The sequence below is a fragment of the Streptomyces sp. NPDC030143 genome, assembly GCF_055573695.1.
In genome coordinates, this window is the sequence record NZ_JBVIAY010000020.1 from 133,205 (window position 1) to 159,155 (window position 25,951).

Sequence of the window (25,951 nt, forward strand, 5' to 3'; positions counted from 1 at the left end):
TGAGGTGGGACGTGCAACTGACCCCGCACGAGCAGGAGAGGCTGCTGATCCATGTGGCGGCCGACGTCGCCGAGAAGCGCCGGGCCCGCGGGCTCCGGCTCAACCACCCCGAGGCCGTGGCCCTCATCACGGCGCACATCCTCGAGGGCGCGCGGGACGGCCGGACCGTCGCCGAACTCATGGCCTCCGGCCGCAAGCTGCTCACCAGGGACGACGTCATGGAGGGCATCCCCGAGATGATCCACGACGTCCAGGTCGAGGCGACCTTCCCGGACGGCACCAAGCTCGTCACCGTCCACGACCCGATCGTCTGAGAGGGCCTCGATGATTCCCGGAGAGATCCTCTTCGCCGAGGACCCGATCGTCTACAACGAGGGCCGCGAGGTCACCCGGCTCACCGTCCTCAACGCCGCCGACCGGCCCGTCCAGGTCGGCTCCCACTACCACTTCGCCGAGGCGAACCCCGGTCTGGAGTTCGACCGCGCCGCGGCGCGCGGCAAGCGGCTGAACGTCGCCGCCGGCACCGCCGTGCGCTTCGAGCCCGGGATCCCCGTCGACGTCGAACTCGTCCCGCTGGCCGGCGCCCGCGTCGTGCCCGGGCTGCGCGGGGAGACCGGAGGTGCCCTCGATGCCTGAGATCTCGCGCGCCGCGTACGCCGACCTGTTCGGCCCCACCACCGGCGACCGCATCCGGCTCGCCGACACCGATCTGGTCGTCGAGATCGAGGAGGACCGTTCCGGCGGCCCAGGACTCGCCGGCGACGAGGCCGTGTTCGGCGGCGGCAAGGTCATCCGCGAGTCCATGGGCCAGGCGCGCGCCACACGCGCGGAGGGGACCCCGGACACCGTCGTCACCGGTGCGGTGATCATCGACCACTGGGGGATCGTCAAGGCCGACGTCGGCATCCGCGACGGCCGGATCACCGGCATCGGCAAGGCGGGCAACCCCGACACCATGGACGGGGTGCACCCGGACCTCGTCATCGGGCCGGAGACCGAGGTCATCGCGGGCAACGGGCGGATCATCACGGCCGGCGCGGTCGACGCGCACGTCCACTTCATCTGCCCGCAGATCGCCGACGAGGCGCTGGCGTCGGGCGTCACCACGCTGGTCGGCGGCGGCACCGGGCCCGCCGAGGGATCGAAGGCGACGACGGTGACACCGGGCCCCTGGCATCTTGCCCGCATGCTGGAGGCGATGGAGCACCACCCGCTCAACATCGGCTTCCTCGGCAAGGGCAACACCGTCTCGCACGAGGCGATGCTCTCGCAGATCCGGGGCGGCGCGCTGGGTCTGAAGCTGCACGAGGACTGGGGGTCCACCCCGGCCGTCATCGACGCGTCCCTGACCGTCGCCGACCGCACCGGGATCCAGGTCGCCATCCACACCGACACGCTGAACGAGGCCGGGTTCGTCGGCGACACGCTCGCCGCGATCGCCGGACGCGGCATCCACGCGTACCACACCGAGGGCGCGGGCGGCGGGCACGCGCCGGACATCATGACCGTCGTCTCCGAGCCGCACGTGCTGCCCAGCTCGACCAACCCGACCCGCCCGTACACCGTCAACACCGCCGAGGAACACCTCGACATGCTGATGGTCTGCCACCACCTCAACCCGGCGGTCCCCGAGGACCTGGCCTTCGCCGAGTCCCGCATCCGCCCGTCCACGATCGGCGCGGAGGACGTCCTGCACGACCTGGGCGCCATCTCGATCATCTCCTCCGACGCACAGGCCATGGGCCGCGTCGGCGAGGTGATCCTGCGGACCTGGCAGACGGCCCACGTCATGAAGCGGCGGCGGGGCGCCCTGCCCGGCGACGGGCGCGCGGACAACCACCGCGTACGACGCTATGTCGCCAAGTACACGATCAACCCGGCCCTCGCGCAGGGGCTCGCCCGGGAGATCGGCTCCGTCGAGAGCGGCAAGCTCGCCGACCTCGTGCTGTGGGAACCGGCGTTCTTCGGCGTCAAGCCGCACCTCGTCCTCAAGGGCGGGCAGATCGCGTACGCGCAGATGGGCGACGCCAACGCCTCCATCCCCACCCCCCAGCCGATCCTGCCGCGGCCGATGTTCGGGGCGATCGGGCGGGCGCCCGCCTCGAACTCGTTCAACTTCGTGGCTCCGCTGGCCATCGAGGACGGGCTGCCGGAGCGGTTGCAGCTCGGCAAGCGCTTCGTCGCCATCGACTCCACGCGCGAGGTGACCAAGGCCGACATGCGGGAGAACGACGCCCGGCCGCGGGTACGGATCGACCCGGACAGCTTCGCCGTGCACATCGACGGGGAGTTGGTGGAGGCGACCCCCGCCGCCGAACTGCCCCTGGCCCAGCGTTACTTCCTCTTCTGATGTCCCGGGCAGCGCTTCTCGTCCTGGCCGACGGCCGCTTCCCCGCCGGAGGGCACGCGCACTCGGGCGGGGCGGAGGAAGCCGTGAAGGCGGGACGGATCACCGGGGCGGAGAGCCTGGAGGGCTTCTGCCGTGGGCGGCTGCACACGGCGGGGCTGGTCTCGGCCGCCCTCGCCGCGGCCGCCGCGCTCGGCGCGGACCCCGTGGCCCTCGACGCCGCCGCCGACGCCCGTACGCCGTCACCCGCTCTGCGGGCCGCCGCGCGCAGGCTGGGCCGGCAGCTGACGCGGGCGGCGCGGGCGGCCTGGCCGTCCGTCGAACTCGACTCCCTGGCAGGCGCGTTCCCCAAGGGAGCGCATCAGCCCGTGGTGCTCGGGCTCGCGGCGCGGGCGGCCGGTCTCGGCGCGTCGGAGGCCGCCCACTGCGCGGCGTACGAGAGCGTGAGCGGGCCCGCGACCGCGACGGTACGGCTGCTGAGCCTCGACCCGTTCGACGCGACCGGCGTCCTCGCCCGGCTGGCACCGGAACTGGACCGGGTCGCGGACCGGGCGACGGACGCGGCGCACCGGGCGCTCACCGAGGGGATCGACATGCTTCCGTCCGCGTCCGCGCCCCTGCTGGAGATCGGCGCGCAGGCGCATGCCGGGTGGGCGGTGCGGTTGTTCGCCTCGTGAAAGGCCGAGAGCGAGGCCGAGGTCGCCGCCGAGGCGTCCCCGCCTCCTGCCCGCCCGCCCGGCTCGGCAGGGCGAGCACCACCCCGCCAGGGCCGCGCCCCCGCACCCCGTCCGCGGTACCGCCTCCGCACCCCAGGCGCGGGTGGTCCGGCACCCCGGCGGGGCCGCACCCCCCGACCTCGCCCGGACCCCCCGCTCGGCCGCCGCATCCCGCCAGGGGCTGCGCGACCTCACCACAGGGGGTGCGCCCCCACACCACGAGGGGCGCGCCCTCACACCCACCGGGGACGCAGCCCCCGCGACCCACCGAGCACTCCGTCCGTCCCCCCACCCCGTCCCCGACCCCGACGGGCCCGTCCGCAGTCCCCGCCCGGGCCCACCGCCCCGGCCCGCCAGTGAAGGAGCCGCACATGCATCTCGACCACTCCCACGACGCCGCCCCGGCGCTCAGTGCCGACGCCCGCCGCGCCGACGGGTCCCGGCGTGCCCTGCGGATCGGGCTCGGTGGGCCCGTGGGATCGGGGAAGACCGCCACCGTGGCGGCGCTGTGCCGGGCGTTGCGGGACGACCTCTCCCTCGCCGTCGTCACCAACGACATCTACACCCGTGAGGACGCCGAGTTCCTGCTGCGGGAGGCCGTGCTGCCGCCCGAGCGGATCACGGCCGTCGAGACGGGCGCCTGCCCGCACACCGCGATCCGCGACGACATCTCCGCCAACCTCGAGGCGGTGGAGGACCTGGAGGACGAGGTCGGGCCGCTCGACCTGATCCTCGTCGAGTCCGGTGGCGACAACCTCACCGCCACCTTCTCCAAGGGGCTCGTGGACGCACAGATCTTCGTGATCGACGTCGCCGGCGGCGACGACATCCCGCGCAAGGGCGGTCCCGGCGTCACCACCGCCGACCTGCTCGTCGTCAACAAGACCGACCTCGCGCCGTACGTCGGATCCGACCTCGCGCGGATGGCCGCCGACGCCAAGGCACAGCGCGCCGAACTCCCCGTGGTCTTCCAGTCGTTGCGCGGCGAGAGCGGTGTGCGGGACGTCGCCGCCTGGGTACGGGCACAGCTCGCCGCCTGGACGGCCTGACATGAGCGGCGTGCACGCCACCGCGCGGATCCGGGCGCGCGAGGACGGTCGCGGGGGCACCTGCCTGCCCGTCCTGGAAAGCGACGGGCCGCTCGCGCTGCGCCGCACCCGTGCCCGTGGCGCCGAGGCGCACGTCATGCTCGTCGGCGCGATGAGCGGGCCGCTCGGTGGTGACCGCTTCGCGGTGGAGGCGCACGTCGAGCCGGGCGCCCGGTTGCGCGTCGGCTCGGCCGCCGCCACCATCGGCCTGCCCGGGCAGACCAAGGACGAGGCGCGCTACGACCTGCGCCTCGACGTCGCCGAGGGAGGGGAACTGCACTGGCTGCCCGAGCCGCTGATCTGCGCGCGCGGCAGCGAGCTGTACGTCACCACCCGCGTCGACCTCGCCCGCGGGGCGCGGGCCGTGCTGCGGGAGGAGCAGGTGCTCGGGCGGGCCGGGGAGGAGTCCGGGCGGCTCACCAGCCGGCTCGTCGTGCGGGTCGGCGGACAGGTGTTGCTCGACCAGGAGGTGGCCTGCGGAGCGGGCGCCCCCGGCGGCTGGGACGGGCCCGCCGTCCTGGCCGGGCACCGGGCCCTGGGGCAACTCCTCGTCGTACGACCCGGGTTCGCCGAGCAGCCGGTGAGCGCACGGATCGTCGGGGAGAGCGCCGCGCTGATGCCGCTCGCCGGCCCCGCCGCCCTGGTGACCGCCGTCGCGGCGGACGGGCTGCGGCTGCGGCGTGTGCTGGACGAGGCCCTCGCGTCCCTGGGGTGATCCGCCCCTCCATCCGGTCAGCGGTACGAACCTCTCCGGTTATCGGATTGGCAAAGAAGGCCGGCGAGACCTGTTCTCAGGAACCTCACAGCAGCAAGGATCCCCGTACCTGTGTAACGACTATGGGAAGGGCCCCACTTGAGGGACATACGACCGAACAGGCGTACCGCCGCGATCCGTTCGGCCGGCGCACTCGTCGCCGCGACCCTGATGGCCGGCGCGCTCGCCGCGCCCACGGCGAGCGCGACCAGCGGCCGTCCGGGTCAGGACCGGGAGATGCGCGGCGCCGCCGTCGCCGCGGAGCGCGCCGCGAAGGCCGGCATCGACTGGCAGGACTGTCCCGCCGACTGGGGCCTGGAGAAGCCGATCCAGTGCGGCTGGGTCACCGTGCCGCTCGACTACGCCAAGCCCTACGGCAAGCAGATCAAGCTCGCCGTCGACCGCATCGGCAACACCGGTACCAAGGGGGAGCGCCAGGGCGCCCTCCTCTACAACCCCGGCGGCCCCGGCGGCTCCGGACTGCGCTTCCCGCGCCGCGTGGTCACCAAGGCGCCCGTATGGGCCAACGTCGCCAAGGCCTACGACTTCGTGGGCTTCGACCCGCGCGGCGTCGGCAAGTCCGCGCCCATCTCCTGCGCCGACCCGCAGGAGTTCGTCAAGGCGCCCAAGGCCGACCCGGTGCCGGACAGCGAGGCCGACAAGCTGGCCCAGATCAAGCTGGCCCGTGAGTACGCCGAGGGCTGCGACGAGCGCAGCGGCGAGATGCTGCCGTACATGACGACGCCGAACACCGTGCGGGACCTGGACGTCATCCGCGCCGCCCTCGGCGAGAAGAAGCTCAACTTCCTCGGCGTCTCCTACGGCACGTACATCGGTGCCGTCTACGGCACGCTGTTCCCGGGCCACGTCCGCCGGATGGTCGTGGACAGCGTCGTCAACCCGTCCCGCGAGAAGATCTGGTACCAGGCCAACCTTGACCAGGACGTCGCCTTCGAGGGCCGCTGGAAGGACTGGCAGGACTGGGTCGCCGCCAACGACGCGACCTTCCACCTCGGCACCACCCGGGCCGCCGTCCAGGCCAAGTGGCTCGCCCTGCGCGCCACCGCCAAGAAGAGCCCCCTCGGCGGGGTCGTCGGCCCGGCCGAGCTGATCTCCTTCTTCCAGAGTGCCCCGTACTACGACTCCTCGTGGGTGCCGGTCGCCACCGCCTTCAGCAAGTACTTCGCCGGTGACCCCCAGGCCCTCGTGGACGCGGCCGCGCCGGACCTGACGGACACCGTCGGCAACGCCACCGCCGAGAACGGCAACGCCGTCTACACGGCCGTCGAGTGCACCGACGCGAAGTGGCCGACCAGCTGGCGGACGTGGAACCGCGACAACACCCGGCTGCACAAGGACCACCCGTTCATGACCTGGGCCAACGCCTGGATGAACCTGCCCTGTGCCTTCTGGCCGGCCAAGCAGCAGACCCCGGTGGACGTCACGACCCACAGGAATCTGCCGCCGGTGCTGATCGTGCAGTCCGAGCGTGACGCGGCCACCCCCTACGAGGGCGCCGTCGAACTGCACCAGCGCTTCAAGGGCTCCCGTCTGATCACCGAGCGGGACGCGGGCTCCCACGGCGTCACCGGCCTGGTCAACCCCTGCGTCAACACCCGGGTCGACGCCTACCTCCTCACCGGCGAGCTGGACACCGCGGACGTGACCTGCGCCCCGCACGCCACGCCCAAGCCGTAGGCTCCGCCGTACGACGACGAGGGGCGGCCGGATCGTACCGGCCGCCCCTCACCGTCGTCGCGGGCCCTCAGCTCAGCGGCATCCGGGGGAACCTGCGCGCCTTCTCCCTGGCCGCCGCCTCCTCCGCCTTGACCACGGCCGCGTACTGGTCGACGTACTCCTGTCCCGACAGCGACAGGATCGCGTACATGATCTCGTCGGTGATCGCGCGCAGGACGGCCTTCTCGTGCTCCATCCCCGCGTAGCGGGAGAAGTCCAGCGGCTCGCCGAAACGGATCACCACGGGGTGGACACGGGGGATCACCTTGCCCGGCGGCTGCGCCTCGAAGGTGCCGATCATCGCGCAGGGGATCACCGGCACCCCGGCCTTCAGGGCCATCACCGCGACGCCGACCTTGCCCTTGTAGAGACGGCCGTCGTGCGAGCGGGTGCCCTCCGGGTAGATGCCGAGCAGCTCGTCCTTGGAGAGGACGCCGAGGCCCTCGCGGATCGCGGCCTGGCCCGCCTCCTTGCCGGAGCGGTCGACCGGGATCTGGCCGGCGCTGCGGAAGAACGCCGCGGTCAGACGGCCCTTGATGCCGGGACCCGTGAAGTACTCGGCCTTGGCGAGGAACGTGATGCGCCGCCTGAGGATCGCGGGCATCAGGAAGTGGTCCGAGAACGACAGGTGGTTGCCCGCGACGATCGCCGCACCCGAGGCCGGCACGTGGTCGAGCCCCTCTATGCGGGGCCGGAACACCACGCGCAGCAGCGGTCCCAACACCACGTATTTCAGGAGGTAGTAGAACAAAGGGTCGCTCCTCAGTCCGACGCGTCGGCGGCGCCGCGGTGTTCCGGCAGGTCAACAGGCATGGCGAGGCCTGCCAGTCTAGGCGGGTGCGGGTGTCGCCGGAACCCGGCCGGCTGACGCTGCGTCACCGCGCGGGCCCGTGTCACAGCCGCACGATGACGAGCGCCGTGTCGTCGGTCGCGCCGCCGGGCGGCAGCAGCTCCAGCAGGACGGCGTCGGCGAGCGTCTCGGGGTCCGCATCCCGGTGCCGGGCGAGGGAGTCGGCCAGCCGGACCAGACCGGTGTCGAGGTGCTCGTGGCGCCGCTCCACCAGGCCGTCGGTGTACAGCGCGAGGGTGGCGCCGGCGTCGAAGGTGGTGTCCGCCTGCGGCCGGGGGACCGGGTCGGGGCGGGCGTCGAGCGGGGGGTCGGTGGCCTCGTCCAGGCACTCCACCCGCCCGTCGGCGTGCACCAGCATCGGCGGGGGATGGCCGGCGCTGCTGTAGGTGATGGTGTGGTGGTCGAAGTCGATGAACGTGGTGACCGCGGTGGCCGACTCGGCGCCGTCCACGACGTGCGCGTACCGGCCGAGCACGTCCAGTGCCTGGGCGGGCCCGTCCGCGACCCGGGAGGCGGCGCTGAGCGCGCTGCGCAGCTGGCCCATCACCCCGGCGGCCTCCAGACCGTGGCCCACCACGTCGCCGACCGACACCCCGATCCGGTTGCCGCCGACGAGGTCGACCAGGTCGTACCAGTCCCCGCAGACGTTCAGCGCGCCCACCGCGGGCCGATAGCGCACGGCCGCGCTCTGGTGCCGTACCTGTCGACGGGCGGGCAGCATCGCCTCCTGGAGGGCGAGGGCCACCTCGCGTTCACGGGCGTGTGCGTGACGCAGGCGCTCGTTGAGCTCCTGCAGTTCGCGGGCGCGCGTGTACAGCTCGGCCTCCAGCACCCGGGTCCGGCTGCCGGCCCGGATCCCGGTACGGCCGCCCCGGGCCCGGATCAGCTCGGTGACCTCCTCGACGCGGTGCACCAGCAGCACCACCGAGCCGTCCGGGCCGCTCACCGGCGCGTTGACCGGACTCCAGTACCGCTCCTCCCACTCGCCGGGCCGGTCGGGCGACTCCACGTCGTAGCGCTGCAGCGCCATGGCGTCGCGCTCGCCGGTGGTCATCACCCTGCGCAGCGACGCCTCCAGATTGCGCATGCCGCTCGCGGCGGGGTTGTGGGGGTTGTCGGGGAACACCTCGAAGAGGTTGCGGCCGACCACGTGCTCTCGCCTGCGGCCGGCCACCCGCAGGAACTCCTCGTTGGCGTCGGCGAAGGTCAGGTCGGGGGTGAGCAGCGCCACCATGCCCGGCAGGGCCTGGAACACCGCCGCGTAGTCGATCACCGAGTCGCCCATTGGACCATGCCCCATCTGCCGCTTTTGTCGCATTTTCTCATGCGGGGCGGGGGTGGGACCGGCCGTCTCACCTCGCGGGAGCCGTTCCGTCCGCGACGTCGGGGTCGCCGAGTGGCTGCTCGGCCCAGATGATCTTCCCGTCCGGCACGAAGCGGGTGCCCCAGCGCCGGGTGACCTGCGAGACCAGCAGCAGCCCGCGTCCCCCCTCGTCCGTGGTGCGCGGATGGCGCAGGTGCGGTGCGGTGGCGCCGCCGTCGTGGACCTCGCAGACCAGGGTGTGCTCACGGATCAACCGCAGTCGGATCGGTCCCCGGGCGTACCGGATGGCGTTGGTGACGAGCTCGCTGACGACCAGCTCGGTGGTGAACGACAGCTCCGTCAGGCCCCACTCCGCCAGTCGGCGGCTCGCGGCCTTGCGGGCGTCGGCGACCGCCGCCGGGTCGGCGGGCAGCTCCCACTGCGCGACCCGGTCCGCGGGCAGCAGCCGGGTGCGGGCCATCAGCAGGACCACGTCGTCGTACGGCCGGTCCGGGACCAGGGCGTCGACGACGGCACGGCAGCGCAGGTCCAGCGAGGGCGTCCGCAGCTCCAGGGCCCGCCGCAGCCGGCCGCGGTCCGTGTCGAGCGCCCACTCCTCGCCGCGGGCCAGCAGACCGTCGGTGTGCAGGGCCAGCGTGCTGCCCTCCGGCAGCACCAGCTCGGTCGACTCGAACGGCGGTCCGCCCGCCCCGAGCGGTGGTCCCTGCGGCAGCTCGACGAACGTCACCGTGCCGTCGGGCAGCACCACCGCCGGGGGCGGGTGACCGGCGGCCGCCATCGCGCACCGCCCGTCGACCGGGTCGTAGACGACGTACAGGCACGCCGACCCCACGGCCTCGGTGGCGTCGGCCGCGGTGGACGGAACGGGGCCCTCCTCGTGGGCCGGACGGGAGACGAGGTCGTCGAGGTGGGCGAGCACCTCGTCCGGCCGCAGGTCCAGGGCGGCCAGGGTGCGCACGGCGGTGCGTACCCGCCCCATCGCCGCGGCGGCGCCGATGCCGTGCCCGGGCACCTCGCCCACGACGAGCGCCACCCGGGCCCCCGACAGCGGGATCAGGTCGTACCAGTCGCCGCCGAGGCCGGTCAGCTCGTCGGCCGGACGGTAGCAGGCGGCCACCTCCACCGCGTCCTGCTCGGGGAGCCGGCGGGGGAGCAGACTGCGCTGGAGCACCAGCGCCGCGTCACGCTCGCGGGTGTAGCGGCGGGCGTTGTCCACGCAGACCGCCGCCCGCGAGACGAGCTCCTCGGCCAGCACCACGTCGTCCTCGTCGAACGGTTCCTGCCCCGGGCGGCGCAGGAACGTGGCGACGCCCAGGAGGGATCCCCGCGCCCGTACCGGCGTGACCAGCACACTGGGCGCCCCGGCCCCCTCGCCGCCCACGGACGGCAGGAGGGCGCTCCAGTCCCCGCCGTCGTCCGGCCCGAGCCGCTCCGAGCGCCAGGCCCGGCCGGTCGTCAGACAGCGGGCGGGGGGCGAGTCGGCCCGGTAGGTGACGACGACCGGGTCACCGGTACCCGCCCGCTCCTCCGCCCGCGCGGGCTCCTCGTCGGCCGACCGCTGCCCGGCCCGGCACAGTGGCACCGCCCCGTCCGCCGTCTGCCCCTGCCCCGCCGCGGGTTCCGCACCGCGCAGCACCGCCTCCGACAGGTCCACGGCGACGGCGTCGGCGAACCCCGGCACGACCACGTCGGCGAGCTCCTGCGCCGTGCGCTCGATGTCCAGGCTGCGGCCGATGCGCCGGCCGGCCCGGTCCAGCAGGGCGAGGCGCCGCCGCGCGCGATGACGGTCGGTGATGTCGACGACCGTGTAGTAGACGCCCATCGGGTGACCTCGGTCGTCGTCGAGCCGGGAGAACGACAGCATGTGCGCCGTCTCCCGGTGCGGCGCCGCCCGGACGCGCCCCACGTGCTCGTAGCCGACGACGGTCTCGCCGCTGTCCAGCACGTGCCGCATCCGCGCCTCGACCGCCTCGGCGTCCAGGCCCGGCTGGACGTCCCCCAGCCGCAGTCCCAGCCGACGCTCGGGCGGCCCGCCGCCGAACCGGGCGAGGGCCGCGTTCGACCACACGAAACGCAGGTCGGTGTCCACGACCGCGATGCCGATCGGCGAGCCGCCGACGATCTGCTCCAGCATCGAGCGGCTCATGCTCCAGCCGGGTGCGTCACCCATCTCGCTGAGCAGCACCAGCCAGCGCGCCGGGCCGTCCGGTTCGTCGGCCGAGGTGAACCGGGCCATCACCGGGATCGGGCGCCCGTCCCCGCGCACCGCCGACAGCAGCCCGCACCACCCGCCCTCCCGACGGCACCGCTCGAGCACCTCCGGCACCCGTGCGGCGTCCCCGTGGGTCAGCAGTACCGCCAGGTCCCTCCCGACGGCCTGCGCGGACCCGTAGCCGAGCAGCCGCTCGGCGTCCCTGGTCCAACTCGTGACCACGCCCCGTGCGTCGAGCAGCAGGGGCGCGGCATCCGCCACGTCGAACCGCCGACGGGCAACGTCGTCCTGGTCCTGTGTGCCCACGGTCGACCTCTCTGTCGCTGAGAGTGGTCTACCACCTCTTCCGCCCATGTTCACCCCGTCCGTACGGCCGGGTGCGCGGCGCCCTGCGGGCCCGCCCGGGCCGCGCGGCCCGGAACCGCGCCTCGCGAGGCACCGGACCACGCGGCCTGGTCAGGCGCTCACCGTGCGAGGACGACCCCTCGGCCCAGCACCTTCTCGAGCGCCCCCAGAGCCGACCGCAGCTCCTCCTCCGTGATCGTCAGCGGGGGTGCCAGGCGGATCGTCGAGCCGTGGGTGTCCTTGACCAGGACCCCCTCCCGCATCAGACGTTCGCTGATCTCGCGGCCCGTGCCCAGGGCCGGGTCCACGTCGACGCCCGCCCACAGGCCGCGGGCGCGGAAGCCGACGACGCCCCTGCCGATCAGCCCGGTCAGGCCGTCCCGCAGGACGGCGCCCAGCTCCGTCGCCCGCCGCTGGAACTCGCCCGTCTCCAGCAGTTCGACCACCGCCGTGCCGACCGCGGCCGCCAGCGGGTTGCCGCCGAAGGTGGAACCGTGCTCGCCCGGGTGCAGCACGCCCAGCACCTCGCGCCGGGCGACGACCGCCGACACCGGCACGATGCCGCCGCCCAGCGCCTTGCCCAGCAGCAGCACGTCGGGCACGACCCCCTCGTGCTCCACCGCGAGCGTGCGGCCCGTGCGGCCGAGGCCCGACTGGATCTCGTCCGCGACGAAAAGGCAGCCCTCGCGGGAGGTCAGCTCGCGCACGCCCGCCAGATAGCCGTCGTCCGGGACGACGACGCCCGCCTCGCCCTGGATCGGCTCGAGCAGCACCGCCGCGGTCGTCTCGTCGACCGCCGCCTCCAGCGCCGCGAGGTCGTTGTACGGCACGACCCGGAAGCCGGGGGTGAAGGGGCCGAAGCCCTGCCGGGCCGTCTCGTCCGTGGAGAAGCTGACGATCGTCGTCGTCCGGCCGTGGAAGTTGTCCGCCGCGACCACGATCGTCGCCCGGTCGGCCGGCACGCCCTTCACGTCGTAGGCCCACTTGCGAGCCACCTTCACACCGCTCTCGACCGCTTCCGCGCCCGTGTTCATCGGCAGCACCATGTCCAGCCCGGTCAGCTCCGCGAGCCGCTCGGCGAACCCGGCGAGGCGGTCGTTGTGGAAGGCACGTGAGGTGAGGGTGAGCCGGTCCAGCTGGCGGTGCGCCGCCTCGATCAGCGCCGGGTGCCGGTGACCGAAGTTCAGGGCCGAGTAGCCGGCCAGCATGTCGAGGTAGCGGCGGCCCTCGACGTCCTCCACCCAGGCGCCCTCGGCCCGCGCGACGACCACGGGCAGCGGGTGGTAGTTGTGTGCGAGGACGGGCTCCTCGGCGCGGATCAGGTCGGCGGAGGTGCGCGTGCGGGCGGGAGCGGTCATGAGCGGATCTCCTGGGTGCAGCACTTGATGCCGCCGCCGGCCTTCTGGAACTCCGAGAGGTCGACGGGGACGGGGACGTAGCCGCGCTCGGCCAGACGCGTGGCGAGGGCCTCAGCCCGGGGCGCGATGAAGACGTGACGGCCGTCGGAGACGGAGTTCAGACCGAACGTCATCGCGTCGTCGCGGGTGGCGATCACCGCCTCCGGGTACAGCCGGGCGAGCACCTCGCGGCTGCCGGGCGAGAACGCCTGCGGGTAGTAGGCGACGTTGTCGTCGTCCAGGACGAACAGCGCCGTGTCCAGGTGGTAGAAGCGCGGATCCACCAGGGTCAGCCCGATCACCGGGTGGCCGAAGAACTCCTGCACCTCCCGGTGCGCCTCACGGGTGGTGCGGAACCCGGTGCCGGCCAGCACGTACCGGCCCGTCCACACCAGGTCGCCCTCGCCCTCGCAGACGGACTCGGGCCGGTACACGTCGTAGCCCGCCGACTTGAACCACGTGTCGTAGTGGGTGGACTCCGGGCGCCGCTCGGGCGCGTGGAACAGGGAGCCGAAGACCCGGCCGCCCACGACGACCGCGGAGTTCGCCGCGAACACCATGTCGGGCAGGCCGGGGGCGGGCTCCACGGCGTCGACGGTGTGCCCGTGGGCGCGGTAGGCGCTGATCAGCGAACGCCACTGCTCCTGCGCCAGGTCCACGTCGACGGGAGTGTCGGGATGCATCCAGGGATTGATGGCGTACTGCACGGCGAAGTGTCTGGGTTCGCAGACCAGGAAGCGCCGGGGGCGCGACACACGACGGACGGCCACAGAGGGGTTCCTCCGCTTTTCCTACGATGTCGACTTGGGGTGGACACCACGGTAGAAAGCGACAGGCACGCGCGACAAGCAACCATCGCTGCGTGTTCACGCAGCATCACTGCGTGATCGGTCCGCTCGGCGCACGTCTGCTGCGTCAGTCCGTACCGGAGGGAGCCGCATGGGTGGCGCCCGCCTCCGGGCTCTCCGGCAGCAGGTGGGACAGCACCATCACACTGATCGTCTTCCTGATGAACGGCTCCACCCGGATGCGCTCCAGCACCTCCTCGAAGTGCTCCACGTCCCGCGCCCGCACGTGCAGCAACGCGTCCGCGCCGCCCGTCACCGTCATCGCCGCCGTGATCTCCGGATGGTTGCGCACCACCTCCGCCAGCCGCCGCGGCGGCGCCGCCCCCTCGCAGTACACCTCCACGTACGCCTCGGTTCGCCAGCCCAGCGCGGACGGCTTCACCGTCGCCGTGAACCCGGTGATCACCCCGCTGTCCCGCAGCCGGTCCACCCGGCGCTTGACCGCCGTCGCCGACAGCCCGATCGCCGTGCCGATCTCGGCGAAGCTCGTCCGTGCGTTCGCCATCAACGCGGTGAGGATCTTCCGGTCGAGTTCGTCGAACGGCGGCGGTGTGCTGTTCATGGCGGCACTGTATCCAGCACGGACGTCCCACCCCCGGCCCGTGTCAGCCGTGGCGATCGCCCCTACACTCCACCTTCATGCTGCGCGCCCTCGCCGTCGACGACGAACGCCCCTCGCTGGAGGAGCTGCTGTACCTGCTCACCGCGGACCCCCGGATCGGGAGCGTGGAGGGCGCCGGTGACGCGACCGAGGCGCTGCGCCGGATCAACCGTGCCCTGGAGTCCGGCCCCGACGGGCCCGAGGCCGTCGACGTCGTCTTCCTCGACATCCAGATGCCCGGCCTGGACGGCCTCGACCTGGCCCGGCTGCTCACCGGCTTCGCCCGCCCGCCGCTCGTCGTGTTCGTCACCGCCCACGAGGACTTCGCCGTCCAGGCCTTCGACCTCAAGGCCGTCGACTACGTCCTCAAACCCGTCCGCAAGGAACGCCTCGCCGAGGCCGTCCGCCGCGCCGCCGAGCTGCGCGGCACCGCCCCGCGCATCCCCGTGCACGAACCCGACCCCGACCACATACCCGTCGAGCTCGGCGGCGTGACCCGCTTCGTCGCCGTCGACGACATCACCCACGTCGAGGCCCAGGGCGACTACGCCCGCCTGCACACCGACCGCGGCAGCCACCTCGTCCGCATCCCGCTCTCCACCCTGGAGGAGCGCTGGCGCGCCCGCGGCTTCGTCCGCATCCACCGCCGCCACCTCGTCGCCCTGCGCCACATCGGCGAACTCCGCCTGGACGCCGGCACCGTCAGTGTCCTCGTCGGCGGCGAGGAACTCCAGGTCAGCCGGCGCCACGCCCGTGAGCTGCGGGATCTGCTGATGAGGAGGCCGTGACCGTGCCGCACCAGGACCCCGCCGAGCGCCGCGTCGTCGTCACCGGCCCGCCCCGGCGCACCCTCCCCCACGCCCGGCTCCGCTCGCGCGGGCGCTACCCCCATGCCTCCGGCTACTACCGTCCGCGCACCGAGATCGACGAGCAGACCACCCTCGGCCACACCTACGTCCGCTCCCTCATGCGCACCCAACTGCGCGCCGCGCTCACCGTGTTCGCCGTGCTGGCGCTCCTCATCGGCCCGCTGCCGCTGCTCTTCGCGGCGCTGCCCGACGCCCGCCGCCTGGAATGGCTCGTCCTCGGCTTCTGCCTCTACGCCCCGCTGATCCTGCTCGCCCGCTGGTACGTGCGCCGCGCCGAACGCAACGAACGGGACCTGATGCGGCTGGTCGAGGACCGATGAACTCCACCTTCGCCGTCCCCGCCGTCGCCCTCGTCGTCGTGGCGACCGTCCTCGTCGGCGCCTTCGGCCTGCGCATCTCGCGCACCACCTCCGACTTCTACGTCGCCTCCCGCACCGTCGGCCCCCGCCTGAACGCGGCGGCGATCAGCGGCGAGTACCTCTCCGCCGCGTCCTTCCTCGGCATCGCCGGACTGGTCCTCGTCCAGGGCCCCGACATGCTCTGGTACCCGGTCGGCTACACCGCCGGATACCTGGTCCTGCTGCTGTTCGTCGCCGCCCCGCTGCGCCGCTCCGGCGCCTACACCCTCCCCGACTTCGCCGAGGCCCGTCTCGCCTCCCCGGCGGTGCGGCGGCTCGCGGGCGCCTTCGTCGTCGGCGTGGGCTGGCTCTACCTGCTGCCCCAGCTCCAGGGTGCCGGACTGACGCTCACGGTCCTCACCGGGGCGCCCGACACACTCGGCGGGCTGATCGTCGCCGTCGTCGTCACCGCGACCGTCGCCGCGGGCGGCATGCGCAGCATCACCTTCGTCCAGGCCTTCCAGTACTGGCTGAAGCTCACCGCCCTCCTCGTGCCCGCCCTCTTCCTGGTGCTCGCCTGGCAGGCGGACGGGGCGCCCCGGCAGGCCTTCGAGGAACCGCCCGCCTTCCGCGAGCAGCGCTCCGTCCGCGTCGACGCCACCGTCGACCTGAGACTGGAGACCCCCCTGACCGTCCGCGTGAGCGGCACCGTCGACGGCCGTCGGCACGACGACACCGTGCTCGGCCTCCCCGCCGGCACGCACCGCATCGGAGAGGGCACCCGCCTCACCTTCCCGCAGGGCTCAGCCGTCCCCACCGCCGACCGCGGCAGCAACGGCGGCATGTCCACCTCCCTCGCCGCCGGCCGCGAGGAACGGCCCCTGTACGCCACGTACGGGCTGATCCTCGCCACCTTCCTCGGCACCATGGGCCTGCCGCACGTCGTCGTCCGCTTCTACACCAGCCCGCACGGCGTCGCCGCCCGCCGCACCACCGTCGCCGTCCTCGCCCTGGTCGGCGGCTTCTACCTGCTGCCGCCCCTGTACGGCGCCCTCGGCCGTCTGTACGCCCCCGAGCTCGCCCTCACCGGCGACGCCGACGCCGCCGTGCTGCTGCTGCCCGACCGGGTGATCGGCGGCCTCGGCGGCGACCTGCTCGGGGCGCTGGTCGCCGGCGGCGCCTTCGCCGCGTTCCTGTCCACGGCGTCGGGGCTGACGATGGCCGTGGCGGGAGTGCTCACCCAGGACGTCCTGCCGTCGCGCGGCGTGCGCCACTTCCGGCTCGGCACCGGACTCGCCATGGTCGTGCCGCTCGCGGCGAGTGTGCTGGTGGGCGGGCTGCCGGTGGCCGACGCGGTCGGGCTCGCCTTCGCCGTCTCCGCCTCCTCCTTCTGCCCGCTGCTCGTCCTCGGCATCTGGTGGCGCCGGCTCACCCCGCCCGGGGCGGCCGCCGGGATGCTCGTGGGCGGCGGCTCGGCGTTCCTCGCCGTCGCCGCCACCATGGCCGGACCACCCGTGACGGGCGGGCTGCACGCCCTGCTCGCCTGGCCCGCCCTGTGGTCGGTACCGCTGGGCTTCCTCACGATGATCCTGGTGTCCTTGGCCACCCCGGGCCGCGTACCGGCCGGAACGGCGGCCATCCTTGCCCGCTTCCACCTGCCGGAGGAACTGCGCGCGGAAGAACTGCGGGAGGTGAAGGCGTGAGCGGCTTCCTGGCGGGCCTGTGCATCGCCATCCTTCCCTTCCTCGCCGTCGGCTTCTGGCTCGGCCGGCGCACCGCCCGCCCGCAGAACCTCGGCGACCTCGGCACACCCGTCGAGCACGCCACCTTCCAGACCCTGCACACCGCGTCCCTCGCCGCGCCCCCGCTGCGGGCCGGGCTCACCGAGGAGACGGCCCGCAAGTCGGCCCGCCGGCTGCGCACCCTGCTCGGCACGGACGCGCTGTGCCTGACCGACGACGAGCGGGTCCTGGTCTGGGACGGCGTCGGCGCCCACCACCGCACCGAGATCATGGCCGCCCTCGCCGGCCCGCTGGACACCGGACGCGGCGAGGCCTTCCCGCTGACCTGCGACGCGCCCGACTGCCCCGTCCGCTGGGCGGTGGTCGCCCCGCTCACCGTCGACGACCGGGTGTACGGCGCGCTCGTCGCCTGCGCGCCCCGCGAGTCCGCCGTCCTCGTGCGGGCCGCCGGCGAGGTCGCCCGCTGGGTGAGCGTCCAACTGGAACTCGCCGACCTCGACCAGTCCCGCACCCGGCTCATCGAGGCCGAGATCAAGGCCCTGCGCGCGCAGATCTCCCCGCATTTCATCTTCAACTCGCTCGCCGTGATCGCCTCGTTCGTCCGCACCGACCCTGAGCGGGCCCGTGAGCTGCTCCTGGAGTTCGCCGACTTCACCCGCTACTCGTTCCGCCGGCACGGCGACTTCACCACGCTCGCCGACGAGCTCCACGCCATCGACCACTACCTGGCGCTCGTGCGCGCCCGCTTCGGCGACCGCCTCGCCGTCACCCTGCAGATCGCCCCCGAGGTGCTGCCGGTGGCCCTGCCCTTCCTCTGTCTGCAGCCCCTCGTCGAGAACGCCGTCAAGCACGGCCTGGAGGGCAAGGCCGACAAGTGCCACATCCAGATCACCGCCCAGGACAGCGGCGCCGAGGCACTCGTCGTCATCGAGGACGACGGCGCGGGCATGGACCCGGCCCTGCTGCGCCGGATCCTCGCGGGCGAGACCAGCCCGTCCGGCGGCATCGGTCTGTCCAACGTCGACGACCGGCTCCGCCAGGTGTACGGCGACGACCACGGCCTCGTCATCGAGACCGCGCCCGGCGCGGGCATGAAGATCACCGCCCGGCTGCCGAAGTACCAGCCGGGCGTGCACTCGGGCGGCCGTCTCGCGCCGGAGTAGGGATCAGGTGGTCCGCATCAGGACCAGCGCGAGCGTGATCAACCCCAGCACGACCCAGCCGAACCACAGCCAGCCGTTGCTGCCGAGAGCCACCGTGTAGGCGGTCACCACGACCAGGCCACCGAGGGTGAGCGCCCCCATCGTCCTGGTCGAACCGTCCGTGGAACCGGGCATCGCGACACCCTCCTCCGGCACACCCTCCACAGGGCGCGTCCCCCTCCATGGTGCCCGGCCTCGCGCGCCTCCGCGCCACAGACGCCCCAACCCGTTGCGGACGTTCCGCCTCCGCACCGCCCGGCCGGTGTCGTCCGGATCAGCCGCGGCGGGTGTTCAGCGACGCCAGGTAGGCGTTGTACGCCTCCAGCTCCTTGTCGCCGTCGCGGTCGGCGGCGCGGTCCTTGCGCCGGGCCTGGCGCTGCTCGGAGCCGTACCACTGGAACAGCAGGGCGATCAGGACCAGCACCGAGGGGATCTCGCTGAACGCCCAGGCGATCCCGCCGGCCGCGTTCTGGTCGGAGAGGGCGTCGATGCCGAGGGAGGCGGGCGGGTTCTCGAACGACTTCACCATCGGCGTCGACGCCATCATCAGCGCGATCCCGAAGAACGCGTGGAACGGCATGCCCGCGAACAGCTCCAGCATCCGCATCAGGTACCCCGGCCGGTGCGGCCCCGGGTCCACGCCGATGATCGGCCAGAAGAACACCACGCCCACGGCGAGGAAGTGCACCATCATCGCGACGTGCCCCGCCCCGGAGCCCATCAGGAAGTCGAAGATCGGCGTGAAGTACAGCGCGTACAGGCTGGCGATGAACAGCGGGATGGTGAACGCCGGATGCGTGACGATCCGCATGTACCGGCTGTGCAGCAGCATCAGCAGCAGCTCCCGCGGTCCCCGGCTCCCCCTGCCCGCCGCCGGCAGCGCCCGCAGCGCCAGCGTGACCGGCGCGCCCAGCAGGACCAGGATCGGCGACAGCATGCTGATCACCATGTGCTGCACCATGTGCACGCTGAACATGACCATCCCGTAGTCGTTCAGCTTCGTGCACATCACGAGCGCGATCGTCAGCACGCCGACGGCGTACGACACCGTCCGCCCCACGGGCCACGCGTCGCCGCGCCGTCGCAGCCGTACGACCCCCCACCCGTACAGGCCCAGCCCGAGCAGGCAGGCGACGAGGAAGAACGGGTCCGGCGACCACTGCAGCCCCCGTGCCAGCGTGAACGGCGGCAGATCCATGGTCATGCCGTGCCCGCTGTGATCCATTCCGTCGGCTCCTGGTGCGTGGGGGGATTGTGCGTTTCCTGCCGCCCCAAGAGTAGGACCGCCCCCGGCGATCTCCGTCACCGGGGGCGGGCGTCGTCGCGTGCGACGGCTACAGCACGGTCTCGGCTTCCGCGTACCGCTCGTCCGGCACCGTCTTCAGCGTCCGGACGGCCTCCGCCAGGGACACCATCACGATGTCCGTCCCCCGCAGGGCCGTCATCATGCCGAACTCGCCCCGGTGCACGGCCTCCACCGCGTGCCACCCGAACCGGGTCGCCAGCACCCGGTCGTACGCCGTCGGGGTCCCGCCCCGCTGCACATGCCCGAGGATCACCGGACGGGCCTCCTTGCCGAGCCGCGACTCCAGCTCGACGGAGAGCTGCCGGGCGATCCCGGCGAACCGCTCGTGCCCGTAGATGTCCTTGACGCCCTCGTCGAAGGCCATGGTGCCCGGCCGGGGCTTGGCCCCTTCCGCCGCGACGACGATCGCGAACCGCTTGCCCGCCTCGAACCGCTCGCCGACCCGGCGGGCGAGCTCCTCGAAGTCGAAGGGCCGCTCCGGCACGACGACGGCGTGGGCGCCGGCGGCCATCCCGGAGTGCAGCGCTATCCAGCCGGTGTGCCGCCCCATGACCTCCACGACCAGCACCCGCTGGTGGGACTCGGCGGTCGTCTTCAGCCGGTCGAGCGCCTCCGTCGCGACCCCGACGGCCGTGTCGAAGCCGAAGGTGACGTCGGTGACTGCGATGTCGTTGTCGATGGTCTTGGGCACCCCCACGACGGGCAGCCCGTTGTCCGCCATCAGCTGGGCGGCCTTGAGGGTGCCCTCACCGCCGATCGGGATGACGGCGTCGAGGCCGAGCTCCGCGAGATGGCCGCGCGCCCGCTCCACGCCGTCCCGCAGATGCGAGGGCTGGACGCGGGAGGAGCCGAGGATCGTGCCGCCGCGGGCGAGGATGCCGCCCACCGCGTCCAGGTCGAGCTTGAGGTAGTCGCACTCCAGGAGGCCCTTCCAGCCGTCCCGGAAGCCGATGACCTCGTCGCCGTGGTCGGCGACGGCACGGTGCACGACGGACCGGATGACGGCGTTCAGGCCGGGGCAGTCGCCGCCGGACGTGAGGACACCAATGCGCATAGCCCGAACAACCTTCTTGACGTGGGCCGGGTCCGGACCACGCTGTCCGGCTCGATCCCCGCCACCCTAGCGGCAGGAGGGGGCGGGACCGAAGCACACGTCCGCCTGCTGGACGTGCCCGCTCACCTGTGCGGATGCACCGTCAGACGGGCTGCTGACGGTACCCCGAACATCAGGTGAACAGACCGCTCAGGCGGGCTGCTGCTGAGCCGCCGCGATGCGCTCGTTGCGCAGCGCCTCGTACCAGCGGTCGTCGATCGGCGGCAGCGCGTTGACGTCGAGCGCCAGCTTCAGCAGCAGGTCCGCGATCAGCGGGTTGCGGGCCAGCACCGGGCCGTGCATGTAGGTGCCGAACACGGTGTCGTTGAACGCGCCCTCGGTGCCGTCGCCGGTGCCGTTGCCCCGGCCGAGCTGGACCCGGGCGAACGGGCGGGCTGTCGGGCCGAGGTGGGTGACGCCCTGGTGGTTCTCGAAGCCGGTCAGCGGCGGCAGCCCCAGTCGCGGGTCGATGTCCGCGAGGACGTCGCCGACGCACCGCTCGCCCTCGCCGCGGGTCGTGGTGACGTCGAGCAGGCCGAGGCCCGGCTCGCGCTGCCCGAGGTCGTTGACGAACTCGTGGCCCAGGATCTGGTAGCCGGCGCACACCGCGAAGACGATCGCGCCGTTGTTCACCGCCTGGTACAGGTGCCCGTCACGGCGCAGACGCTCCGCCGCGAGCCGCTGCGGACGGTCCTCGCCGCCGCCGATCAGGTAGATGTCGCCGGAGGTCGGGATCGGCTGGTCGCTGCGCACGTCCAGACGGGCCACGTCGAGGCCGCGCTGTCGGGCCCGCCGCTCCACGACCAGGACGTTGCCCTGGTCGCCGTAGGTGCTGAGCAGGTCCGGGTAGACCCAGACGACCCGCAGTTGGTTGTCGCTCATCAAGTGAAGGTCCCTCGTGCTCAGTTGCCCACGCGACGGCGCAGGTCCTGGAAGGCGGTGTAGTTCGCGATGACCTCGATGCGGCCCGGCGGCGCCGACTGCACGGCCTGGTCGACGCTCTCGCAGACCTGGAAGTGCTGGTTGGCGACCTCCAGCCGCACCGCGAGGTCCAGCCTGCGGTCGCCGATGACGAAGATCGGGTGACCGGTGAGCCGCGTGTAGTCGACGTCCCACAGCCAGGAGGTGTCGGTGCCGTCCGCGCCGCGCGCGTTCACCGACAGGATGACCGGCGTGGGCGGCGGGTCGATCAGGCTGAACGTCTCCAGCCAGCCCGCCGGGTTCTTCGCCAGCAGCAGTCGCAGGTCGCGCTGCATGAACTGCACGACGTCATAGCGTCCGGCGACGGCCTGCACCTGGTACATCCGCTCCAGCGCCACCTGGGGCGGCACCCCGAAGACGGCGGCCACGGCGGCCGAGGACGCGGCGTTGGCCTTGTTGGCGCGGCCCGGCAGCTGAAGGTGGATCGGCCAGGCGGATCCGTGCGGGTCCAGGACGTGGTCGCCGGAGAGCACCCAGCTCGGGGTCGGCCGGCGGAAGCCGCAGTCGCCGCAGAACCAGTCGTCGCCCGGACGCTGCATCACACCGCCGCAGGACGGGCAGGACCAGGCGTCGTCCTTCCACATCTGCCCCGCGGCGACCCAGATCACGTTGGGGGAGGAGGACGCGGCCCACACCACCAGCGGGTCGTCGGCGTTGGCGACGATGACGGCCTTGGAACCGGCCAGTCCCTCACGCCAGTTCTCCGCGAGCATCCGGGTCTCGGCGGCGCGGTCGAGCTGGTCGCGGGAGAGGTTGAGCAGCGCGATGCACTTGGGGGCGGTGTCCCTGGCGACGCCCGCGAGGTACTTCTCGTCGACCTCGATGACGCCGTATCTCGCCTCCGAGCCGCCCGCGAGCGCCGAGGTGATGCCGGCGGGCATGTTGGCGCCGAGCGCGTTGGACACGACCGGTCCGGCGGCCCGCAGCGCCTCCGCGATGAGCCGGGTGGTCGTGGTCTTGCCGTTGGTCGCCGAGACCAGGACGACGTCCAGGTTCTGGGCGAGCCGGGCGAGGAGGTCGGGGTCGAGTTTCAGCGCCACCCGGCCGCCGATCACCGAACCGCTGCCGCGCCCGGCGGCACGGGATGCCGCCGCGACCGCCTTGCCCGCGGTCACGGCCAGCTTGGCCCGCGGCGTGAGCGGGTCCGAGTTGCCTGCCATCAGTTCTCGATCCTCCTTGCGTACGCGCCGCGCCTCTGCCTGACGGCAACGTGGTAGGCGGTCAGCCTATCGAGATCCATTCGCACTCCCGAATCCCGGCACCTCCCACGCCACCCGTGCGGCATGCGCGTGTCAGAAAGGACCGTACCCTTGCCGGCATGCGACACGGCTCCATCCCGGGCGCCCGAGGGCGCGTCCGGCCCCTGACCCTCCTCGGCGACCCCGCCTTGCGGGAACCCTGCCGGGAGGTCACCGACTTCGGCCCCGAACTCGCCCGCCTCGTCGAGGACATGTTCGCCACGATGTACGCCGCCCAGGGCGTCGGCCTCGCGGCGAACCAGGTGGGGGAGTCGCTGCGGGTGTTCGTCTACGACTGCCCCGACGACGAGGACGTCCGCCACCTGGGCCATGTGGTGAACCCGAGGCTGGTCGAGGCGGACGGGATCGTCCTGCGGGGTCCGGAGGGCTGCCTGTCGCTGCCGGGCCTGGAGGCGGGGACGGAACGGTACGACCACGCGGTGGTCGAGGGCCTCACGGTGGCGGGGGAACCGGTGACGGTCCACGGCAGGGGGTTCTTCGCCAGGTGCCTGCAGCACGAGTGCGACCACGTGGAGGGGACGGTGTACGCGGACCGGGTGAAGGGCTGGCGCAGGGGAAGGCTCATGCGCCAGGTCAGCCGGGCCCCCTGGAGCCGGGCGGGCCTGCCCTAGGACCCGCGGAGCCGGGCGGGGCCCGCCCGGCTGGGCGGGCCCCGCCGTGCGGGCGCGACCGGGACCCGCCCGGGTCCGTGGCCGGCGTCCGGCCGTCAGAACCCCGGGCCCCCCATCTTGTCCCCGGCGGCCGCGAGGCGACCCCACAACAGGTCGGCGAGGCTGCGCACCAGTTCGGCCCGGGAGCAGGGCCGCTCGCCCAGCCACCAGTCACCCGCCGCGTGCATCATCCCGACGATCCCGTGCCCCCACACCCGGGCGAGCTGCTGACTGCCCGGTCCGAGGTCCAACCGCTCCTCGATCACCTGGGCCAGCTCCTCGCCCATGCGCCGAAGGAGCGGAGCGGAGTGCTTGCCGACGTCGAACCCGTGGTCCCCGCCCTGACCGCCCTCGGAGGGGTGCATCAGGAACCGGTACACCTGAGGCCGGGCCTCGATCGCCGCGAGGTAGGTGTCGAGGGTCGCCTCGACCCGCTCCCGGCGCTCGGCGGGAGCGTCCAGTGCCGCCCGCAGCGAGTCCAGCAGCGCGTCCGTGTGCCGTTTGGCAAGGGCGGCGTAAAGTCCGCCCTTGTCGCCGAAGTGGCGGTAGAGAATCGGCTTGGTGATGCCCGCCTCCGCGGCGATCGCGTTCATCGAGGCCTGGGGGCCGTCCCGGAGCACCACGCGGTCCGCGGCCTCCAGCAACTCACGCCGTCGGCGGTCGGCGGACCGCTGCTGCTCGGTCCGCTGCGTGGTGTCCATGTGCTCTCCCCACCCGTGCTGATTCCGTGACGCCTGCGCAAACTAACACCTGACAGCAGCCTGACATCGAACGGGCTTCAGGGCTCCGGCGCCGTCATCGGGAGTTGACTTTTCCTACCGACCGGTAACACACTCGGGTTACCGCAAGTAACATGCACTGCCGCCGCTGGAGGGGACATGGCCGAGTTCACCATGGAGCTCAACGACGAACAGAAGGAGGTCCGGGACTGGCTGCACGGCTTCGCCGCCGACGTCATCCGCCCCGCGGCCGCCGAATGGGACGAGCGTGAGGAGACTCCCTGGCCGGTCATCCAGGAGGCGGCGAAGGTCGGCATCTACTCCCTCGACTTCTACGCGCAGCAGTACTTCGACCCCACCGGCCTCGGCATCCCGATGGCCATGGAGGAGTTGTTCTGGGGCGACGCGGGCATCGCCCTGTCGATCGTCGGCACCGGACTGGCCGCCGTGGGCGTCCTGGCCAACGGCACCGAGGAGCAGATCGGCACCTGGATCCCCCAGATGTACGGCGACGCCAACGACGTCAAGGTCGCGGCGTTCTGCTCCTCCGAGCCCGACGCCGGCTCGGACGTCGCCTCGATGCGGACGCGGGCCGTGTACGACGAGGCCAAGGACGAGTGGGTGATCAACGGCACCAAGACCTGGGCGACCAACGGCGGTATCGCCAACGTCCACGTCGTCGTCGCGGTCGTCGACCCGGAGCTGGGCTCCAAGGGCCACGCGTCCTTCATCGTCCCGCCGGGCACGCCCGGTCTGGCCCAGGGCCAGAAGTTCAAGAAGCACGGCATCCGCGCCTCCCACACCGCCGAGGTGATCCTCGACGGCGTGCGCGTCCCCGGCTCCTGCCTCCTCGGTGGCAAGGAGAAGCTGGACGAGCGGCTGGCGCGGGCCCGTGAGCGGGCCAGGGCGGGCGGCGAGCGGGTGAAGAACGCGGCGATGGCCACGTTCGAGGCCTCGCGGCCGGCGGTCGGCGCGATGGCCGTCGGGACGGCCCGGGCCGCGTACGAGGTGGCCCTCGACTACGCCCGGACGCGTGAGCAGTTCGGACGCCCGATCATCGACAACCAGGGTGTGGCCTTCCAGCTCGCCGACATGCGGACGTCCGTCGACGCCGCCCGCCTGCTGGTGTGGCGCGCCTCCTGGATGGCGGTCAACGGCAGGCCGTTCACCGCGGCGGAGGGCTCGATGTCCAAGCTGTTCGCGAGCGAGACGGCGAAGAAGGTGACCGCGCAGGCCATCCAGATCCTCGGTGGCAACGGCTACACGCGGGAGTACCCGGTCGAGCGGATGCACCGGGACTCGGCCATCTACACGATCTTCGAGGGGACGAGCGAGATCCAGCGGCTGGTGATCGCGCGGACGCTGTCGGGGATGCCGATCCGGTAGCGCCGCCCGGGGGCCGCGCGATGTGGTCGGACGGTCCGTCGTGGCCCGTCGCGCGGTTCCCCGCGCTCCTCGAGGCCGGACGGCTCGGCGGAGCCTGGGGCCCTTCTGATGGATCTCCGCGGCGTCGCGACGCCCGGCACGCACTCTCGCCGCACCGCGCGAAAGCCCAAGCAGCGCCGCTACGAGG

General features: G+C 72.9%; 25 protein-coding genes. 13 read left to right on the plus strand and 12 right to left on the minus strand.

Annotated features, from left to right (window positions below):
- The first annotated feature begins 11 nt into the window (after positions 1 to 11).
- From ACZ4YY_RS29015 to ACZ4YY_RS29045, 7 genes are all read left to right on the plus strand, one after another.
- On the plus strand, positions 12 to 314 hold the full coding sequence (locus ACZ4YY_RS29015; RefSeq protein WP_067256018.1) for an urease subunit gamma: 303 nt from the start codon (positions 12 to 14) through the stop codon (positions 312 to 314).
- A gap of 10 nt (positions 315 to 324) precedes the next feature.
- Entirely contained in the window at positions 325 to 636 is a 312-nt protein-coding gene (locus ACZ4YY_RS29020) for an urease subunit beta (RefSeq protein ID WP_384005961.1), read from the plus strand.
- On the plus strand, positions 629 to 2,350 hold the full coding sequence (locus tag ACZ4YY_RS29025) for an urease subunit alpha (RefSeq protein WP_468296644.1): 1,722 nt from the start codon (positions 629 to 631) through the stop codon (positions 2,348 to 2,350). Before ACZ4YY_RS29020 ends, ACZ4YY_RS29025 begins: the two co-directional genes overlap by 8 nt.
- The gene (locus ACZ4YY_RS29030; RefSeq protein WP_468296647.1) at positions 2,350 to 3,024 is read left to right on the plus strand and encodes an urease accessory protein UreF; all 675 of its coding nucleotides are present in this window, start codon (positions 2,350 to 2,352) and stop codon (positions 3,022 to 3,024) included. The genes ACZ4YY_RS29025 and ACZ4YY_RS29030 overlap by 1 nt, the downstream gene beginning before the upstream one ends.
- A gap of 410 nt (positions 3,025 to 3,434) precedes the next feature.
- Positions 3,435 to 4,112 (plus strand): urease accessory protein UreG, encoded by a 678-nt coding sequence (gene ureG / locus ACZ4YY_RS29035; protein ID WP_468296650.1) that lies wholly within the window; start codon positions 3,435 to 3,437, stop codon positions 4,110 to 4,112.
- Between the two features lies 1 nt (position 4,113).
- Positions 4,114 to 4,866 carry an urease accessory protein UreD gene (locus tag ACZ4YY_RS29040; protein WP_468296654.1) on the plus strand — a complete coding sequence of 251 codons (753 nt, stop codon included), beginning with the start codon at positions 4,114 to 4,116 and terminating at the stop codon, positions 4,864 to 4,866.
- A gap of 138 nt (positions 4,867 to 5,004) precedes the next feature.
- Positions 5,005 to 6,603 (plus strand): alpha/beta hydrolase, encoded by a 1,599-nt coding sequence (locus ACZ4YY_RS29045; protein ID WP_468296657.1) that lies wholly within the window; start codon positions 5,005 to 5,007, stop codon positions 6,601 to 6,603.
- A 67-nt stretch (positions 6,604 to 6,670) separates the two neighbouring features.
- On the opposite strand, the gene ACZ4YY_RS29050 is transcribed toward ACZ4YY_RS29045, so the two are convergent.
- The 6 genes from ACZ4YY_RS29050 to ACZ4YY_RS29075 all read right to left on the minus strand — a co-directional run bounded on the left by ACZ4YY_RS29050 (position 6,671) and on the right by ACZ4YY_RS29075 (position 14,180).
- Complete coding sequence (locus tag ACZ4YY_RS29050) at positions 6,671 to 7,393, minus strand: lysophospholipid acyltransferase family protein (protein WP_468296659.1); 723 nt, start codon at positions 7,391 to 7,393, stop codon at positions 6,671 to 6,673.
- A gap of 142 nt (positions 7,394 to 7,535) precedes the next feature.
- Positions 7,536 to 8,777, minus strand: a complete 1,242-nt coding sequence (locus ACZ4YY_RS29055; protein WP_468296733.1) for a PP2C family protein-serine/threonine phosphatase — start codon at positions 8,775 to 8,777, stop codon at positions 7,536 to 7,538.
- Positions 8,778 to 8,844: 67 nt separating this feature from the next.
- On the minus strand, positions 8,845 to 11,334 hold the full coding sequence (locus tag ACZ4YY_RS29060) for a SpoIIE family protein phosphatase (RefSeq protein ID WP_468296663.1): 2,490 nt from the start codon (positions 11,332 to 11,334) through the stop codon (positions 8,845 to 8,847).
- A 158-nt stretch (positions 11,335 to 11,492) separates the two neighbouring features.
- Entirely contained in the window at positions 11,493 to 12,731 is a 1,239-nt protein-coding gene (gene rocD / locus ACZ4YY_RS29065) for an ornithine--oxo-acid transaminase (protein WP_468296666.1), read from the minus strand.
- On the minus strand, positions 12,728 to 13,540 hold the full coding sequence (gene ddaH, locus ACZ4YY_RS29070; RefSeq protein WP_468296669.1) for a dimethylargininase: 813 nt from the start codon (positions 13,538 to 13,540) through the stop codon (positions 12,728 to 12,730). The genes rocD and ddaH overlap by 4 nt, the downstream gene beginning before the upstream one ends.
- A 145-nt stretch (positions 13,541 to 13,685) precedes the next feature.
- Positions 13,686 to 14,180 carry an Lrp/AsnC family transcriptional regulator gene (locus ACZ4YY_RS29075; protein ID WP_468296673.1) on the minus strand — a complete coding sequence of 165 codons (495 nt, stop codon included), beginning with the start codon at positions 14,178 to 14,180 and terminating at the stop codon, positions 13,686 to 13,688.
- Positions 14,181 to 14,257: 77 nt separating this feature from the next.
- Here ACZ4YY_RS29075 and ACZ4YY_RS29080 point away from each other — a divergent pair, with 77 nt between their 5' ends.
- From ACZ4YY_RS29080 to ACZ4YY_RS29095, 4 genes are read left to right on the plus strand one after another with little or no spacing between them, the layout of a single operon-like run.
- Positions 14,258 to 15,007, plus strand: a complete 750-nt coding sequence (locus tag ACZ4YY_RS29080) for a LytR/AlgR family response regulator transcription factor (protein WP_468296676.1) — start codon at positions 14,258 to 14,260, stop codon at positions 15,005 to 15,007.
- A gap of 2 nt (positions 15,008 to 15,009) precedes the next feature.
- Positions 15,010 to 15,408 (plus strand): hypothetical protein, encoded by a 399-nt coding sequence (locus ACZ4YY_RS29085; RefSeq protein WP_468296736.1) that lies wholly within the window; start codon positions 15,010 to 15,012, stop codon positions 15,406 to 15,408.
- Positions 15,405 to 17,129, plus strand: a complete 1,725-nt coding sequence (locus ACZ4YY_RS29090) for a sodium/solute symporter (protein ID WP_468296679.1) — start codon at positions 15,405 to 15,407, stop codon at positions 17,127 to 17,129. Before ACZ4YY_RS29085 ends, ACZ4YY_RS29090 begins: the two co-directional genes overlap by 4 nt.
- Positions 17,126 to 18,331: a sensor histidine kinase gene (locus ACZ4YY_RS29095; RefSeq protein WP_468296681.1), complete on the plus strand. Its 1,206-nt coding sequence runs from the start codon at positions 17,126 to 17,128 to the stop codon at positions 18,329 to 18,331. The genes ACZ4YY_RS29090 and ACZ4YY_RS29095 overlap by 4 nt, the downstream gene beginning before the upstream one ends.
- Before the next feature lie 3 nt (positions 18,332 to 18,334).
- Here the strand turns inward: ACZ4YY_RS29095 and ACZ4YY_RS29100 are convergent, their stop codons facing one another.
- From ACZ4YY_RS29100 to ACZ4YY_RS29120, 5 genes are all read right to left on the minus strand, one after another.
- Positions 18,335 to 18,505, minus strand: a complete 171-nt coding sequence (locus ACZ4YY_RS29100) for a hypothetical protein (RefSeq protein WP_468296684.1) — start codon at positions 18,503 to 18,505, stop codon at positions 18,335 to 18,337.
- 139 nt (positions 18,506 to 18,644) lie between these two features.
- Complete coding sequence (locus ACZ4YY_RS29105) at positions 18,645 to 19,595, minus strand: cytochrome c oxidase assembly protein (RefSeq protein WP_468296687.1); 951 nt, start codon at positions 19,593 to 19,595, stop codon at positions 18,645 to 18,647.
- Between the two features lie 109 nt (positions 19,596 to 19,704).
- On the minus strand, positions 19,705 to 20,730 hold the full coding sequence (locus ACZ4YY_RS29110; RefSeq protein ID WP_468296690.1) for a 6-phosphofructokinase: 1,026 nt from the start codon (positions 20,728 to 20,730) through the stop codon (positions 19,705 to 19,707).
- 189 nt (positions 20,731 to 20,919) lie between these two features.
- Entirely contained in the window at positions 20,920 to 21,651 is a 732-nt protein-coding gene (locus tag ACZ4YY_RS29115) for a type 1 glutamine amidotransferase (RefSeq protein ID WP_468296694.1), read from the minus strand.
- Positions 21,652 to 21,671: 20 nt separating this feature from the next.
- Positions 21,672 to 22,910, minus strand: coding sequence for a DUF1727 domain-containing protein (locus tag ACZ4YY_RS29120; protein WP_468296697.1), 1,239 nt, complete (start codon positions 22,908 to 22,910; stop codon positions 21,672 to 21,674).
- A gap of 158 nt (positions 22,911 to 23,068) precedes the next feature.
- On the opposite strand from ACZ4YY_RS29120, the gene def reads away from it, so the two are divergent.
- Positions 23,069 to 23,620 carry a peptide deformylase gene (gene def, locus ACZ4YY_RS29125; protein WP_468296700.1) on the plus strand — a complete coding sequence of 184 codons (552 nt, stop codon included), beginning with the start codon at positions 23,069 to 23,071 and terminating at the stop codon, positions 23,618 to 23,620.
- A gap of 95 nt (positions 23,621 to 23,715) precedes the next feature.
- On the opposite strand, the gene ACZ4YY_RS29130 is transcribed toward def, so the two are convergent.
- The gene (locus ACZ4YY_RS29130; RefSeq protein WP_468296704.1) at positions 23,716 to 24,360 is read right to left on the minus strand and encodes a TetR/AcrR family transcriptional regulator; all 645 of its coding nucleotides are present in this window, start codon (positions 24,358 to 24,360) and stop codon (positions 23,716 to 23,718) included.
- 177 nt (positions 24,361 to 24,537) lie between these two features.
- Between ACZ4YY_RS29130 and ACZ4YY_RS29135 the strand changes: the two genes are divergently transcribed.
- On the plus strand, positions 24,538 to 25,764 hold the full coding sequence (locus ACZ4YY_RS29135) for an acyl-CoA dehydrogenase family protein (RefSeq protein ID WP_468296707.1): 1,227 nt from the start codon (positions 24,538 to 24,540) through the stop codon (positions 25,762 to 25,764).
- The last annotated feature ends 187 nt before the right edge of the window (positions 25,765 to 25,951 follow it).

Bases quoted from the DNA above. Each gene is read 5' to 3' on its own strand.
- ACZ4YY_RS29055 (WP_468296733.1), bottom strand. From the start codon at position 8,777: ATGGGCGACTCGGTGATCGACTACGCGGCGGTGTTCCAGGCCCTGCCG.
- ACZ4YY_RS29030 (WP_468296647.1), top strand. From the start codon at position 2,350: ATGTCCCGGGCAGCGCTTCTCGTCCTGGCCGACGGCCGCTTCCCCGCC.
- ACZ4YY_RS29025 (WP_468296644.1), top strand. From the start codon at position 629: ATGCCTGAGATCTCGCGCGCCGCGTACGCCGACCTGTTCGGCCCCACC.
- ACZ4YY_RS29135 (WP_468296707.1), top strand. From the start codon at position 24,538: ATGGCCGAGTTCACCATGGAGCTCAACGACGAACAGAAGGAGGTCCGG.
- ACZ4YY_RS29115 (WP_468296694.1), bottom strand. From the start codon at position 21,651: ATGAGCGACAACCAACTGCGGGTCGTCTGGGTCTACCCGGACCTGCTC.
- ACZ4YY_RS29075 (WP_468296673.1), bottom strand. From the start codon at position 14,180: ATGAACAGCACACCGCCGCCGTTCGACGAACTCGACCGGAAGATCCTC.
- ureG (WP_468296650.1), top strand. From the start codon at position 3,435: ATGCATCTCGACCACTCCCACGACGCCGCCCCGGCGCTCAGTGCCGAC.
- ACZ4YY_RS29080 (WP_468296676.1), top strand. From the start codon at position 14,258: ATGCTGCGCGCCCTCGCCGTCGACGACGAACGCCCCTCGCTGGAGGAG.
- ACZ4YY_RS29120 (WP_468296697.1), bottom strand. From the start codon at position 22,910: ATGGCAGGCAACTCGGACCCGCTCACGCCGCGGGCCAAGCTGGCCGTG.
- ACZ4YY_RS29090 (WP_468296679.1), top strand. From the start codon at position 15,405: ATGAACTCCACCTTCGCCGTCCCCGCCGTCGCCCTCGTCGTCGTGGCG.
- ACZ4YY_RS29100 (WP_468296684.1), bottom strand. From the start codon at position 18,505: ATGCCCGGTTCCACGGACGGTTCGACCAGGACGATGGGGGCGCTCACC.
- def (WP_468296700.1), top strand. From the start codon at position 23,069: ATGCGACACGGCTCCATCCCGGGCGCCCGAGGGCGCGTCCGGCCCCTG.
- ACZ4YY_RS29130 (WP_468296704.1), bottom strand. From the start codon at position 24,360: ATGGACACCACGCAGCGGACCGAGCAGCAGCGGTCCGCCGACCGCCGA.
- ACZ4YY_RS29040 (WP_468296654.1), top strand. From the start codon at position 4,114: ATGAGCGGCGTGCACGCCACCGCGCGGATCCGGGCGCGCGAGGACGGT.
- ACZ4YY_RS29105 (WP_468296687.1), bottom strand. From the start codon at position 19,595: ATGGATCACAGCGGGCACGGCATGACCATGGATCTGCCGCCGTTCACG.
- ACZ4YY_RS29110 (WP_468296690.1), bottom strand. From the start codon at position 20,730: ATGCGCATTGGTGTCCTCACGTCCGGCGGCGACTGCCCCGGCCTGAAC.
- rocD (WP_468296666.1), bottom strand. From the start codon at position 12,731: ATGACCGCTCCCGCCCGCACGCGCACCTCCGCCGACCTGATCCGCGCC.
- ACZ4YY_RS29020 (WP_384005961.1), top strand. From the start codon at position 325: ATGATTCCCGGAGAGATCCTCTTCGCCGAGGACCCGATCGTCTACAAC.